Source organism: Pseudomonas sp. BF-RE-25 (assembly GCF_019956105.1).
Classification (GTDB): Bacteria; Pseudomonadota; Gammaproteobacteria; order Pseudomonadales; family Pseudomonadaceae; genus Aquipseudomonas; species Aquipseudomonas migulae.
Genome location: NZ_JAHBDB010000001.1, coordinates 69,475 through 81,936, shown reverse-complemented (window position 1 = coordinate 81,936; position 12,462 = coordinate 69,475). Strand labels below are relative to the sequence as shown.

14 protein-coding genes are annotated in these 12,462 nt (G+C 61.3%); 9 read left to right on the top strand and 5 right to left on the bottom strand.

Going from position 1 to position 12,462, the window contains the following annotated elements; all coding sequences use genetic code 11:
* Positions 1-33: 33 nt before the first annotated feature.
* The 3 genes from KGB24_RS00390 to KGB24_RS00380 all read right to left on the bottom strand — a co-directional run bounded on the left by KGB24_RS00390 (position 34) and on the right by KGB24_RS00380 (position 2,980).
* The gene (locus KGB24_RS00390) at positions 34-675 is read right to left on the bottom strand and encodes an oxidoreductase (protein ID WP_008042977.1); all 642 of its coding nucleotides are present in this window, start codon (positions 673-675) and stop codon (positions 34-36) included.
* Positions 676-702: 27 nt separating this feature from the next.
* Entirely contained in the window at positions 703-2,421 is a 1,719-nt protein-coding gene (locus KGB24_RS00385; protein WP_223414470.1) for a C13 family peptidase, read from the bottom strand.
* A 103-nt stretch (positions 2,422-2,524) separates the two neighbouring features.
* Complete coding sequence (locus KGB24_RS00380) at positions 2,525-2,980, bottom strand: MaoC family dehydratase (protein ID WP_008035756.1); 456 nt, start codon at positions 2,978-2,980, stop codon at positions 2,525-2,527.
* A gap of 183 nt (positions 2,981-3,163) precedes the next feature.
* Here KGB24_RS00380 and KGB24_RS00375 point away from each other — a divergent pair, with 183 nt between their 5' ends.
* The 4 genes from KGB24_RS00375 (at position 3,164) to KGB24_RS00360 (ending at position 5,137) form a co-directional block, all read left to right on the top strand.
* On the top strand, positions 3,164-3,526 hold the full coding sequence (locus KGB24_RS00375) for a CidA/LrgA family protein (RefSeq protein WP_008044533.1): 363 nt from the start codon (positions 3,164-3,166) through the stop codon (positions 3,524-3,526).
* A complete protein-coding gene (locus tag KGB24_RS00370) occupies positions 3,523-4,239 on the top strand; it encodes an LrgB family protein (RefSeq protein ID WP_008035079.1) in 717 nt (238 codons plus the stop codon). Before KGB24_RS00375 ends, KGB24_RS00370 begins: the two co-directional genes overlap by 4 nt.
* 10 nt (positions 4,240-4,249) lie before the next feature.
* Positions 4,250-4,840: an LON peptidase substrate-binding domain-containing protein gene (locus KGB24_RS00365; RefSeq protein ID WP_008035081.1), complete on the top strand. Its 591-nt coding sequence runs from the start codon at positions 4,250-4,252 to the stop codon at positions 4,838-4,840.
* Between the two features lie 129 nt (positions 4,841-4,969).
* The gene (locus KGB24_RS00360) at positions 4,970-5,137 is read left to right on the top strand and encodes a hypothetical protein (RefSeq protein ID WP_008035083.1); all 168 of its coding nucleotides are present in this window, start codon (positions 4,970-4,972) and stop codon (positions 5,135-5,137) included.
* Positions 5,138-5,190: 53 nt separating this feature from the next.
* On the opposite strand, the gene KGB24_RS00355 is transcribed toward KGB24_RS00360, so the two are convergent.
* The gene (locus KGB24_RS00355; RefSeq protein ID WP_223414469.1) at positions 5,191-6,507 is read right to left on the bottom strand and encodes a bifunctional DedA family/phosphatase PAP2 family protein; all 1,317 of its coding nucleotides are present in this window, start codon (positions 6,505-6,507) and stop codon (positions 5,191-5,193) included.
* A 166-nt stretch (positions 6,508-6,673) separates the two neighbouring features.
* Positions 6,674-7,372: a DNA-3-methyladenine glycosylase gene (locus KGB24_RS00350; protein WP_032829223.1), complete on the bottom strand. Its 699-nt coding sequence runs from the start codon at positions 7,370-7,372 to the stop codon at positions 6,674-6,676.
* Between the two features lie 177 nt (positions 7,373-7,549).
* Between KGB24_RS00350 and KGB24_RS00345 the strand changes: the two genes are divergently transcribed.
* From KGB24_RS00345 to mrdA, 5 genes are all read left to right on the top strand, one after another.
* Positions 7,550-8,821 carry a glutamate-5-semialdehyde dehydrogenase gene (locus KGB24_RS00345; protein WP_008035088.1) on the top strand — a complete coding sequence of 424 codons (1,272 nt, stop codon included), beginning with the start codon at positions 7,550-7,552 and terminating at the stop codon, positions 8,819-8,821.
* 1 nt (position 8,822) lies between these two features.
* Positions 8,823-9,512 carry a nicotinate-nucleotide adenylyltransferase gene (gene nadD, locus KGB24_RS00340; RefSeq protein WP_263287351.1) on the top strand — a complete coding sequence of 230 codons (690 nt, stop codon included), beginning with the start codon at positions 8,823-8,825 and terminating at the stop codon, positions 9,510-9,512.
* 72 nt (positions 9,513-9,584) lie between these two features.
* Entirely contained in the window at positions 9,585-10,079 is a 495-nt protein-coding gene (gene rsfS / locus KGB24_RS00335; RefSeq protein WP_008035092.1) for a ribosome silencing factor, read from the top strand.
* Between the two features lie 9 nt (positions 10,080-10,088).
* Entirely contained in the window at positions 10,089-10,556 is a 468-nt protein-coding gene (rlmH, locus tag KGB24_RS00330) for a 23S rRNA (pseudouridine(1915)-N(3))-methyltransferase RlmH (protein WP_007937439.1), read from the top strand.
* 9 nt (positions 10,557-10,565) lie between these two features.
* Positions 10,566-12,461, top strand: a complete 1,896-nt coding sequence (gene mrdA, locus KGB24_RS00325; protein WP_223414468.1) for a penicillin-binding protein 2 — start codon at positions 10,566-10,568, stop codon at positions 12,459-12,461.
* Position 12,462: the final 1 nt, after the last annotated feature.

Below are 12,462 nucleotides of genomic sequence, written 5' to 3'. Positions count from 1 at the left end.
CTGCTCGCGATGGTTCATCCCTGACTCAACAAATTACTTGCCTAGCTTCCTCAACTCATCCGACTCGACAATCCGTATCCCATCCTGTTCTTCCAGCGCCAGTCGCCACATCGCCCTGGCCAGTTGGCAAGCTTCGATGCCGCGGTATTTGCCGGGGATCAAGCGGGACAACGGACCGGCGACCTGCTCGGCCAGACGCGGTTCGAGGCGCTCACCCAGCAACACCGAAGGTCGACAAATGGTCAGCTGTGGCCAGTTTTGTGCGCGCAATGCGTACTCCATCTCGCCTTTGACCCGGTTGTAGAAAACCGAGGATCTGCGATCGGCCCCCAGGGCGCTGATCACGATCAAGTGTCGCGCACCCATTTCCCGCGCCCGTTTGGCGAAGGCCACTACCATGTCGAGGTCGACCGCGCGGAACGCCGCTTCCGAGCCGGCCTGCTTGATCGTGGTGCCGAGGCAGCAGTAGGCGATGTCGACGCGACCGCTAAGTTGCGGCAGGAACATCGCCGGGTCGCCGACCGGGTTTTCCAGATGCGGATGCTCGGCCAGCGGCCGACGTGAGGGGGCCAATACGCGCGTGATCGTGGGCTCGTTGAGCAGGCGATCAAGCAAGTGTTCACCGGTTAACCCGGTAGCTCCGGCAAGCAATACGTGCTGAGGCGTCAAGTACATAATATGTCCCCCTTGATACTGATCAGCTTAGTTGCTCTTTGCGTCCTTGCTGTCGTTAGAGACACTTTGTAGCGCTTTTCGTGCCTGCTGTTTGCGTAACAGCTGCCAATGGGAGAGAACGGTTTTCGGCGCCCAGATTTGCGGTTCAGAGGCTTCGAAGCTGTCCGCCAGTTCACGCTCGGCCACGGAGGCCTTGGCCAGCTTGAAGGCTTGTTCCAGGTCGTCGGTCTGGTTCAGTGCCTGGGCGAACAACGCGTCGCCGAAGTAGGTGAAGTTGGCTTCTTCCGAGCACCCGAAGGACACGCGGTCGGCGCGCGACGCGGTCATGATCAGGGTGCGTTCGTCCTTGAGGGCGGGGATGAAACCACCGGAGTAGCAAGACGAAATCACGATGATCTTGTCGCGGTTTTTCAGTGGGGCGAGCACGGCGCCGAGTTCGTTGGCCGGCAGGTCGGACAGCTCCATGCGTGGCTGGTCGAGCACCAGTTCGTGCTCGCTGGTGCCGTGGCTGGTCAGGTAGATGAAGATCAGGTCTTCCGGACCGCTGCGCTCGGCCAGCGTCAGCGCCGCACGGCGCAGGTTTTCCCGGGTGGCCATCGGCCGGTCGACGAGGTGGTCGCGATGGTTCACCAGGCGGATCTGGCCAAACGCACCGAAACGGCTGGTGAGCATGTTGCTGACGTAATCGGATTCACGCAGGAACACGCTCTGCTTGCCGTCACCGCCGACGGTCAAGGTGTACAACTCGATCGCCGGGGTCGAAGCCGGCACATTGGCCAGCGCGTCTTCGAGCAAGCGGCCCTGGGCCAGCAAGCCGAGTTCAAGGCTGTCGGGCAACAGCTTGCCGTCGGCATCGCGTACTCGCTGGCCGTTGGCCCAGGTGCCGCTCTGCACGGTGCCATCGGTCAGCACCAGCGTGCCGCGTCCCTGATAACTGTCGCTGTCGAACTGGCCGATGTAGAAACTGCCATCTGAAAGGTTCAGTCGACCCTGACCGGTGAAGCGCCAGTCGCTGAACTGGCCGATGTAGTGACTGCCGTCGGCGCCGATCAACTCGCCTTTGCCATTCAGCGAGCCTTCCTTGAACTGGCCGAGCCAGACATCACCGTCGGCGTTTTCGTAGCGGCCCTTGCCGTGCAGTTGGTTGTTCTTGAAGCTGCCGACGTAAATGTCGCCTTCAGCGCTGTTGAATGTCCCGTTGCCTTCCAGTTGACCGTCCTTGAAATGCCCGGTGAACTGATTGCCGCTGGCGTCGCCACGCTGGCCTTCGCCGTTGGGTTTGCCATGGGCGAACTGGCCTTGATACGAGCTGCCGTCTTCGAGCTCCAAGCGGCCGAGCCCCGAATATTGATCGGCCTTGAATTCGCCGCGGTAGGTCATGCCGTTTTCTTTGAGGGTGCCTTCGCCTTCGCGCCGACCCGCCTTGAAGCCGCCGGTGTAGCTGCTGCCGCTGGTGGTCAGCGTGCCCTGGCCGTCGAACAGCCCCAGGTTGAAATTGCCGCGATACAGCTCGCCGTTGCTGCCGTGCCATTCGCCCTGGCCGTGCCACTGGCCCTTGTCGAAACTGCCGGCGTACCAGCTGCCGTTCGGGTAATCGACGCGACCCTGGCCTTGCAGCAATCCGTTGACCAGGTCTCCGCGATAGCGGCCGCCGTCCGGCAGGCGCGCATCGGGCGGCAACAGCGATTCGCTGTCGCCGCAAGCGGTGAGCATCAGGGTCAGGGCAATGAGTGCAAGTGAGCGCATAGCGGGATCCGGGCAATTAGGCGACCGAGTATGCCGCAGCTCTATGACTGAGATATAGAGAGAGGTCGCGAAACAGCGTGAGCTGCTTCGCATCCGGGAGGGTTTACACGAAGCAGAGCGACAGTGGCTCGGCGATATAGGCCGGTTTGTCCGAACCTTCGATCTCGAGCGTGGCGGTGGCCTTGAGCAGCCATTGGCCGGGCTTCTTCTCGGTGACTTCGGTCAGATCGACCTTGAGGCGCACTTTCGAATTGACCTTGACCGGCTGAATGAACCGCACGCTGTCGAGGCCGTAATTGACCACCATCTTCAAGCCTTCAGGCAGGATGAGGATGTCTTCCATCAGTTTCGGGATCAGCGACAGCGACAGGAAACCGTGGGCAATGGTGCTGCCAAATGGCGTTTGCGCGGCTTTGACCGGGTCGACGTGGATGAACTGATAGTCTCCAGTGGCTTCGGCGAACAGGTTGATGCGCTCCTGATCGATAGTTAGCCATTCGGAACGTCCAAGTTCCTTGCCGACATAATCTTTGAGCTCTGCAACTGGAACATAGGGCATTGAGACTCTCCTTGGGTTCATCGGTTTTATAGTTTTGAGGTGGGGGGATTTGACCTCCCGGATTACCACTTTAGATCAACATGGCAAATTGCTCCGGTCAACTGACCATGCTTTTGGCGAATGCCGGTCTATAGCGTTGGCATGCTTATAATGCCGGGCGCGATTTTTCGGGGGAGAGGACGGATGTTGTTACGTGGCCTGACCTGGCTGGTGTTGTTCCAATTGCTGGGCACCGCCATCAACCATTTGTTTTTACCGGTGCTGCCGGGGCCGATCATTGGCCTGCTGCTTCTGCTGGTGTTCCTGATCAGCCGTGGCCAGGTCGGCGAACCGCTGAGCCTGGCGGCCGGCAGCCTGCTGCGTTACCTGCCATTGCTGCTGGTGCCGCCGGCCGTGGGCGTGATGGTTTACGCCAAGGACATTGCCGCGGACTTCTGGGCCATCGTCGGTGCACTGGTGTTGTCGCTGCTGCTGTCCATGGCGTTCGCCGGTGTGCTGATGCAGCGCATGGTCAAACGCCACGCGCACCGCGAGGACTCGCAATGATCTTCGACTGGCAGGGCGCCTGGGTGTCGGTGATTCATCATCCGTTGTTCGGCATCGGCATCACCCTCGGCGCCTATCAGCTGGTGTTGGCGGCGTTCGAGAAAACCCGCTGGATTTTTCTGCAGCCGGTGCTGGTCTCCATGCTGTTGGTCATTGGCGTGCTGGTCGGCTGCGGCCTGACCTACGCCGAGTACCGCAAGAGCACCGAGATCCTCAGCATTTTGCTCGGCCCGGCCACCGTTGCGCTGGCCGTGCCGCTTTACCTCAACCTGCGGCGGATTCGGCAGTTGTTCTGGCCGATATTTACTACGCTGGTGATAGGTGGCGTGATTGCCACCGGCATGGGCGTGTTGCTCGGGTGGTCGTTTGGTGCAGAGCACATGATCCTGATGACCATGGCGCCGAAGTCGGTGACCTCGCCGATCGCCATGCTGGTGGCCGAACAGATCGGCGGCGTCGCGGCGCTGGCGGCGGTTTTTGTGTTGATCACCGGCGTGATCGGGGCGATCTTTGGGCCGAGCCTGCTGAACCGGCTCGGCGTCCACAGCCCCGAGGCGCGCGGCATGGCGCTGGGCATGACCGCCCATGCGGTGGGCACGGCCGTGGCGATGCAGGAAAGTGAAGAATGCGGCGCCTTCGCGGCGCTGGCGATGAGTCTGATGGGCGTGGCCACGGCGGTGTTCCTGCCGTTGGCGGTGTCGATGGTGGTGTAAGGAAATGTCTATGAGCTTGCCGCTTTTCCCGCTGAATACGGTGCTGTTTCCGGGCTGCATCCTCGACTTGCAGATCTTCGAGGCGCGCTACCTGGACATGATTGGTCGCTGCATGAAACAGGGCGGCGGCTTCGGCGTGGTGTGCATCCTGGAGGGTGAAGAGGTCGGCATCGCCCCGTCAGGTTATGCGCTGGTCGGGTGTGAGGCGCTGATCACCGATTTCAAGCAGCAGGACAATGGCCTGCTGGGCATTCGGGTGCAGGGCGGGCGGCGTTTTCACGTGTTGCGCACCGAGGTTCAGCGCGATCAGTTGACCGTCGCCGAGGTCGAGTGGCTGGAAGACGAGCCAGAGCAACCCTTGCAGGATGAGGATGCCGATCTCGTCGCACTGCTCAAGGCCCTGGCCGAACACCCGATGGTCGAAGCGCTGAACATGGGCACCGAAGCGACCGGGCAACAGTCGCTGGCCAATCAGTTGGCGTACCTGCTGCCATTCGCCGAGGTGGACAAGATCGACCTGCTGCAACTCGACGATCCGCAGCAACGACTGGATGCGATCCAGGCGCTGCTCGATGAATTACAGGGTGAGTTGTTCGCTTGAGAGCGAAGGACTGATGAACGCATTTGGTAGCAGTTTGGGCCTCAGGCCAGCATTGTCGGAAGCAACGGATGCGCATAGTTTCAAGTCTGCCCACAGGAAGTGGGTTCGCACTTGAAAAGGAAGATGTAGATGGATTCCGACGCAACACAAAAACAGGCTATCTGGGATCAATGCGCCGTTGAGGTCATGCTGGTAGTGCTGAAGAGTCAACAGCGATTCAATTATGAAGTCGCTGCTCAGGCTGCCGTCGATGCCGCGGATGCACTGATCGAAAAACGCGAAGCTCGACGTACTTGAACAATTTCGCTGGATAAAAAAGCCCGAGCAATGCTCGGGCTTTTTGTGTTCGATCAATAGGCATACCGCAACATCGCGTGCGGCAAATGCCGCAACGCAAAGAAGCCGAATAACACCGCCATTGCCGGCAACACCAGCCACCAGACTTTGGGTGGCATGGCGTTGAGCGGCGTCTGGCGCTGACTCAACCCCAGGCTCGCCGCACACACGCACGCCGCCAGCATGGCGCCGGCCAGCACATCCGTTGGCCAGTGCGCGCCCAGGTACACGCGTGACAAGGCAATCGCCAGCGCCGGCAGGCAACCTAGCAGCAACCAGGTCAGGCGCATCCTTGGCGGTTGTCCGCGACCGGCCAGCACGGCGAGCGTCAGAAACAGCGCGAAAGAGCCTGAGGCATGGCCGCTGGGCATGCTGTAGCTGGTAAGCGGGTCGCTCAGGACTTCCGGGCGCAACCGGGCGAAAAAGTGTTTGGTGAGCGTATTGCCGAGTGCGGTGACGAGCAGCGTGCTGCCGGCGAAAATCGCTTGGCGCCATTGCCGGGTCAGCAGCAGCAAAACGGTGAGCAGGGCGCTGAACAGCAGCATGTTGCGGAACTCGCCGATCAGGGTGAAAGTCACGGCGACTTCATCGAGCATCGGGCTGCGGTGTTCCTGCACCAGCGTCATCAAGCCTTGGTCGAGAGCGGTGAGGTGCGGGTAGCCGATAAACAATCCGGCCAGAATCAACAAGCTCATGCTGGCGATCAGTATCGTGGCCTTGCGATGACGGCGCAGGCTGCTGGTTGCGCTCAGGCCGATCATCACGGCGATGCTGCCGGCGACGATCCCGGCCTCAGGCCAGAAACCTTCCGGTAATGGCAAGCGAATCGCCGCGCCCGTGGCCCAGCCGGGCAGCAGGTAGGCAACACTCCAACCGGCAGTGGCCAGCAGGCTGACGGCGACGAAGCGCGGGAACGGCATGTCAAACATCCCGGCGACCATCGGCAGCATCGGCCTTAGTGGCCCGATGAATCGCCCGACCAGCAGGCTGGCGATGCCGTAGCGCTGGAAGTAAGCCTCGGCACCGGCGATCCACTCCGGGTGATGGCGCAGACCGGGCAGGCGCCGGATGTTCTGATGGAAATGTCGCCCAACAAAGTAGGAAACGATATCGCCCAGCACGCCGGCGACGAATCCCAGCAGCAAGGTTTCGCTCAACGACAGTGCACCGCTGCCGGCCAGCACGGCGACGGCAAACAGCAACACCGTGCCGGGTACGATCAGTCCGGCAATCGCCAGGCATTCCACGAAGGCCACGATGAACACCGCCGCAGCCAGCCATTGCGGGTTGACCGTCAGCCATCCGGTCACGCTATCGAGCCATGGGCCCATAAAAACAACTCCATTGAATAATCAATCTTCAAAACACCGCGGCCCCCCCCCTGTAGGAGCAAGCTTGCTCGCGATGGTCGTTAACGATAACGCGTGCCGTCTGGATAAACGCAGCGTTCTGGAGACCATCGCGAGCAGGCTCGCTCCTACAGGGGGGCACAATTATTCAGGTCAGCAAAAAATAATCGCGACCTTCGACTTGCCCCCGTCGCAGCGGGTTCCGCGTGCAATACGGCGCGTAAGCCGCATCTACGAAGCGGTACATCAGATGCTCATCGCGCCCATGGGGAATACCCAAGCGTGTGGTTTGAATAATGTGGCCCGGTGCCGGGCCGACATCCTCCACCAGCAGCACTTCATGATCAAAACGCTTGGCGTCCCAGACCGGCACCTTCAAACCCAGCGCCTTGCACAACAGCGTTTGCCCGGCACAGAGTTTTTGCGACGGGCGAGGGCGTCCCTGGGCGTCGGGATTGTTCAGCAGCATCTGCGCCAGGCTAGCCGGGCCGCTCAACTCATCGACCCACGGATAAGCGGATTTGATCAAAACCGCATTGCCCGGACCTTGAGCGCTGAAATTCAGGGAATCGCCGCCCCGTGCGTAATACATATAGATGTGGCCGCCATCCAGAAACAAAGCCTTACGCTTTTCTGTGTAGCCGAGAGAGGCATGGCTGCCTTTTTCTTCGAAGTAATAGGCTTCGGTCTCGATGATCCGGGCGCTGAGCCACAGTTCACCGACCCGATGCCGGATGACTTTGCCAAGTAAATCCCGGGCCAGCGTTTGCGCATCCCGGTCGAAAAATGCGTCCGGGAGCCCGGTGGGCAGGCTCGCATCGGTCGCACGAACAGTCAGGTTGGACATGATGAACGGCATTTATCAAAGCTGATTGAGTCGTGATGATAACAATTTGCAGCTTAATCACGGCTGAACGTCGGCAAATTGCCCTCCATTTCGACCATCCGCCCGTCACCGCTGTTAGTCAGGGGACGCGACAGCTATAATCTGCCGCTTTCATCTTTGCCAAGATCACAGCAGACAATGACTGAGTCCGTTCTCGACTACATGACCCGCCTGGGTCGCGCCGCCCGTGAAGCGTCGCGCATCATCGGCCGTGCCAGCACCGCGCAGAAAAACCGCGCCTTGCAGGCGGCTGCCAATGCGCTGGATGCCGCGCGTGCCGAGCTGACGGCCGCCAATGAGCTGGATCTGGCGGCTGGTCGAGCCAATGGCCTGGAACCTGCGCTACTGGAACGTCTGGCGCTGACCCCGGAGCGTATCGACGGCATGATCGTCGGTTTGCGCCAGGTTGCAGCGTTGCCGGACCCGGTCGGAGCCATTCGCGACATGAGCTTCCGTCCGTCGGGGATTCAGGTCGGCAAGATGCGTGTGCCGCTGGGCGTGATCGGGATCATTTACGAATCCCGGCCCAACGTGACCATCGACGCCGCCAGCCTGTGCCTGAAGTCCGGTAACGCGACCATCCTGCGCGGCGGTTCCGAAGCGATTCATTCCAACCGTGCCATCGCCGCCTGCATCCAGCGCGGCCTGGCCGAAGCCGATCTGCCCGCCGCCGTGGTTCAAGTGGTCGAAACCACCGACCGTGCCGCCGTTGGCGCGCTGATCACCATGCCTGAATACGTCGACGTCATCGTGCCCCGTGGCGGCCGTGGCCTGATCGAACGCGTCAGCCGTGATGCGCGCGTGCCGGTGATCAAGCATCTGGACGGTATCTGCCACGTTTACGTCAGTGCCCACGCTGATCTGCCGAAGGCCCAGCGTATTGCCTTCAATGCCAAGACTTACCGTTATGGCATTTGCGGTGCGATGGAGACGCTGTTGGTGGATCAAACCGTTGCCAAAGATTTCCTGCCATCGATGGCTGCCCAGTTCCGCGAGAAAGGCGTTGAACTGCGGGGGTGCGAGCGCACTCGGGCGATCATCGATGCCGCAGTGGCCACAGAAGAAGACTGGCACACCGAATACCTGGCACCGATCCTCTCGATCCGCGTGGTCGACGGGCTGGACCAGGCCATCGAGCACATTAATAAGTACGGCTCCCATCACACCGATTCGATCGTCAGCGAAAACCTTGCGGACACCCGGCGTTTCGTCGCGGAAGTCGATTCGTCGTCGGTGATGATCAACACCCCGACCTGCTTCGCTGATGGCTTCGAATACGGATTGGGTGCCGAGATTGGCATTTCTACTGATAAGCTGCACGCCCGCGGCCCGGTGGGTCTCGAAGGTCTGACCTGCGAGAAGTACATCGTGGTCGGTGATGGCCAGTTGCGCGGCCAGGCGTCGGTCTGACTTGGGCGACCTTAATCCGTCGGCCCCGGTAACCACCAGCGAACCTGCGCCTCGACGTATCGGCATGCTGGGCGGGACGTTCGACCCGGTGCACATCGGCCATTTGCGCGGTGCGCTGGAAGTCGCCGAAGCGCTGGGGCTCGACGAGTTACGCCTGACACCGAGTGCCAGGCCGCCTCATCGCGGTACGCCGCAGGTGTCGGCGAAGGATCGTCTGGCGATGGTCGAGTGCGCGGTGGCCGGTGTGGCGCCGTTGGTGGTGGACGCCCGCGAATTGCAGCGGGACAAGCCGTCCTACACCATCGACACCCTGGAACTGATGCGCGCCGAACTGGCCGCTGAAGACCAGGTTTTTCTACTTTTGGGCTGGGACGCATTTTGCGGCCTGCCCACTTGGCACCGCTGGGAAGAGTTGCTCCAGCATTGCCACATCCTGGTGCTGCAACGCCCGGATGCCGACAGCGAACCGCCGGATGCCTTGCGCAACCTGCTGGCAGCGCGCTCGGTGAGCGACCCGCTGGCCCTTAAAGGGCCGAGCGGACAGATTGCATTCGTCTGGCAGACGCCGCTCGCGGTATCCGCCACCCAGATCCGTCAACTGCTGGCCAGCGGTAAGTCGGTACGTTTCCTGGTGCCCGACGCGGTCCTGGCCTACATCGATGCGCACGGACTTTACCGTGCGTCGAACTGAAAAAGGGTGCGCTTCAAGGCACGTGAATGCGTGTAGCGAAGCGCCCGAACATACGAGCAAAACGAGTTTTATATGACTGACAAAGACGTAGCTAAAGTAAAGCGCAAAGGCACATTCAAGAGCGCCCCGCTGCCAGTAGAAGCGCCAACCGGCCCTGAGCTGGCTGGCGAAGCGCTGGTCAAGGTTGCCGTGGCAGCCCTGGAAGACGTGAAGGCCCAGGACATCCAGGTCATCGACGTTCGTGAAAAGCAGAGCATCACTGACTTCATGATCATCGCTACCGGTACGTCCAACCGCCAGATCGGCGCCATGCTGGACAAGGTCCGCGAAGCCGTCAAAGCCCAGGGCGTCAAGCCTTTGGGTGAAGAAGGCAAGGGCGACAGCGACTGGGTCCTGCTGGATATGGACGATGTCATCGTGCACATGATGACCGCCTCGGCTCGCCAGTTCTACGACCTGGAGCGCCTGTGGGCCGGTGCAGAGCAGAGCCGTTCGGCCAGCGCTGCGCATCACAGCCCGGAAAACACCCACGAGCATTTCACCAAGCTCAACAAAGACCAGCTGTAAGGGATTGCTGTGCGACTGCGACTGATCGCCGTCGGTTCACGCATGCCCAAGTGGGTGGAAGAAGGCTGGCATGAATATGCCAAGCGTCTTCCGTCCGAGCTGGCGCTGGAACTGGTGGAAATACCGCTCAACACCCGTGGCAAGAACGCCGACGTGGCACGCTTCATCCGTCAGGAAGGCGAAGCCATGCTGGCCAAGGTCGGGCCGAACGAGCGCGTTGTCACCCTCGAAGTCCACGGCAAGCCCTGGAGCACCGAGCAGTTGGCGGTCGAGCTCGATCGCTGGCGGCTGGACTCGCGGACGGTGAATTTCATGGTCGGCGGCCCCGAAGGGCTGGCGCCGGAAGTTTGTGCGCGGGCCGATCAGCGCTGGTCGTTGTCACCGTTGACGTTGCCGCACCCGCTGGTGCGGATTCTGATCGGCGAACAGCTGTACCGTGCCTGGACAGTTCTGTCCGGTCACCCTTACCACAAGTAGTTCTGCCTCATGTCCCAGCCGATCCGCATCAAGGACCACGAAAAAGACGCCCGTCTGGTGCGTGGCCGCGTCGTGTTCGGGGCTATTGCAGTGGTGGTGCTGATCGGCGTGCTGATCGCTCGCCTGTATTTCCTCCAGGTGATCCAGTACGAGTACCACTCGACCCTGTCGGAAAACAACCGCGTCCATGTGCAGCCGATTCCGCCGACCCGCGGATTGATCTTCGACCGCAATGGCGTGGTGGTGGCCGACAACCGGCCCAGCTTCAGCCTGAGCATGACCCGCGAGCGTTCCGGCGACTGGCAGCAAGTGCTCGACGTGATCGTCGAAGTGCTGGAGCTGACGCCCGAGGATCGGGTGATCTTCGAGAAACGCATGCGCCAGGGGCGTCGGCCATTCGAGCCGGTGCCGATCCTGTTCGAGCTGACCGAAGAGCAGATCGCCCGCATCGCCGTGAACCAGTTCCGCCTCCCGGGTGTGGAAGTGGTTGCGCAGCTGGTGCGGCATTACCCGCAGGGCGCGCACTTTGCGCACTCGGTGGGTTACATGGGGCGGATCAACGAGAAAGAGCTGAAGTCTCTCGATCCGGTCAATTACAGCGGCACCCACCACATCGGCAAGACCGGCATCGAGCGTTTCTACGAGCCCGAGCTGCATGGCCAGGTGGGTTACGAAGAAGTTGAAACCAACGCACGAGGCCGTGTTCTGCGGGTGCTCAAGCGTACCGATCCGATTCCCGGCAAGGACATCGTCCTGAGCCTGGACATCAAGTTGCAGGAAGCGGCCGAAGCGGCACTCGGCGGTCGCCGTGGTGCGGTGGTCGCGCTGGACCCGAAAACCGGTGAAGTGCTGGCAATGGTCAGTCAGCCGAGTTTCGACCCGAACCTGTTTGTGACCGGCATCAGCTTCAAGGCATATTCCGAACTGCGTGATTCCATCGACCGGCCGCTGTTCAACCGCGTGCTGCGTGGTCTTTACCCACCGGGTTCGACCATCAAGCCAGCGGTGGCCATTGCAGGCCTGGACTCGGGCGTTGTCACCGCGTCGACCCGGGTCTTCGACCCCGGCTACTACATGCTGCCCAATTACGATCACAAGTATCGCAACTGGAACCGTACCGGTGACGGCTACGTCGATCTGGACACGGCGATCATGCGGTCCAACGACACCTACTTCTATGACCTGGCCCACAAGCTGGGGATTGATCGCTTGTCGGCCTACATGGGCAAGTTCGGCATCGGCCAAAAGGTCTCGTTGGACATGTTCGAAGAGTCGCCGGGGCTGATGCCGTCCCGTGAGTGGAAGCGCGCGACCCGGCGCCAGGCCTGGTTCCCGGGTGAAACGCTGATTCTCGGGATCGGTCAGGGCTACATGCAATCCACGCCGCTGCAACTGGCCCAGGCCACGGCGCTGGTGGCCAACAAAGGCGTGTGGAACCGTCCGCACCTGGCCAAGACCGTCGAAGGCGAGCGGCCGAAGGATGAAAATCCGATGCCGGACATCATCCTGCGCGATCCGTCCGACTGGACCCGGGTCAACCACGGCATGCAGCAAGTGATGCACGGTGCGCGCGGTACGGCGCGCAAGGCTTCGATCGGCGCGCAATACCGGATCGCCGGCAAAAGTGGTACCGCCCAGGTGGTCGCAATCAAGCAGGGCGAGAAGTACGACCGCTCGAAGGTTCAGGAACGTCATCGCGACCACGCCTTGTTTGTCGGCTTCGCGCCGGCCGACGACCCGAAAATCGTGGTGTCGGTGATGGTCGAGAACGGCGAGTCCGGTTCCGGCGTCGCCGCGCCTGTGGTGCGTCAAGTCATGGACGCCTGGCTCCTCGACCAGGACGGCCGACTGAAAGCCGAATACGCCAGCCCTATCAGTGCGGAGGCTACGGCCCGTGAAGAGTAAT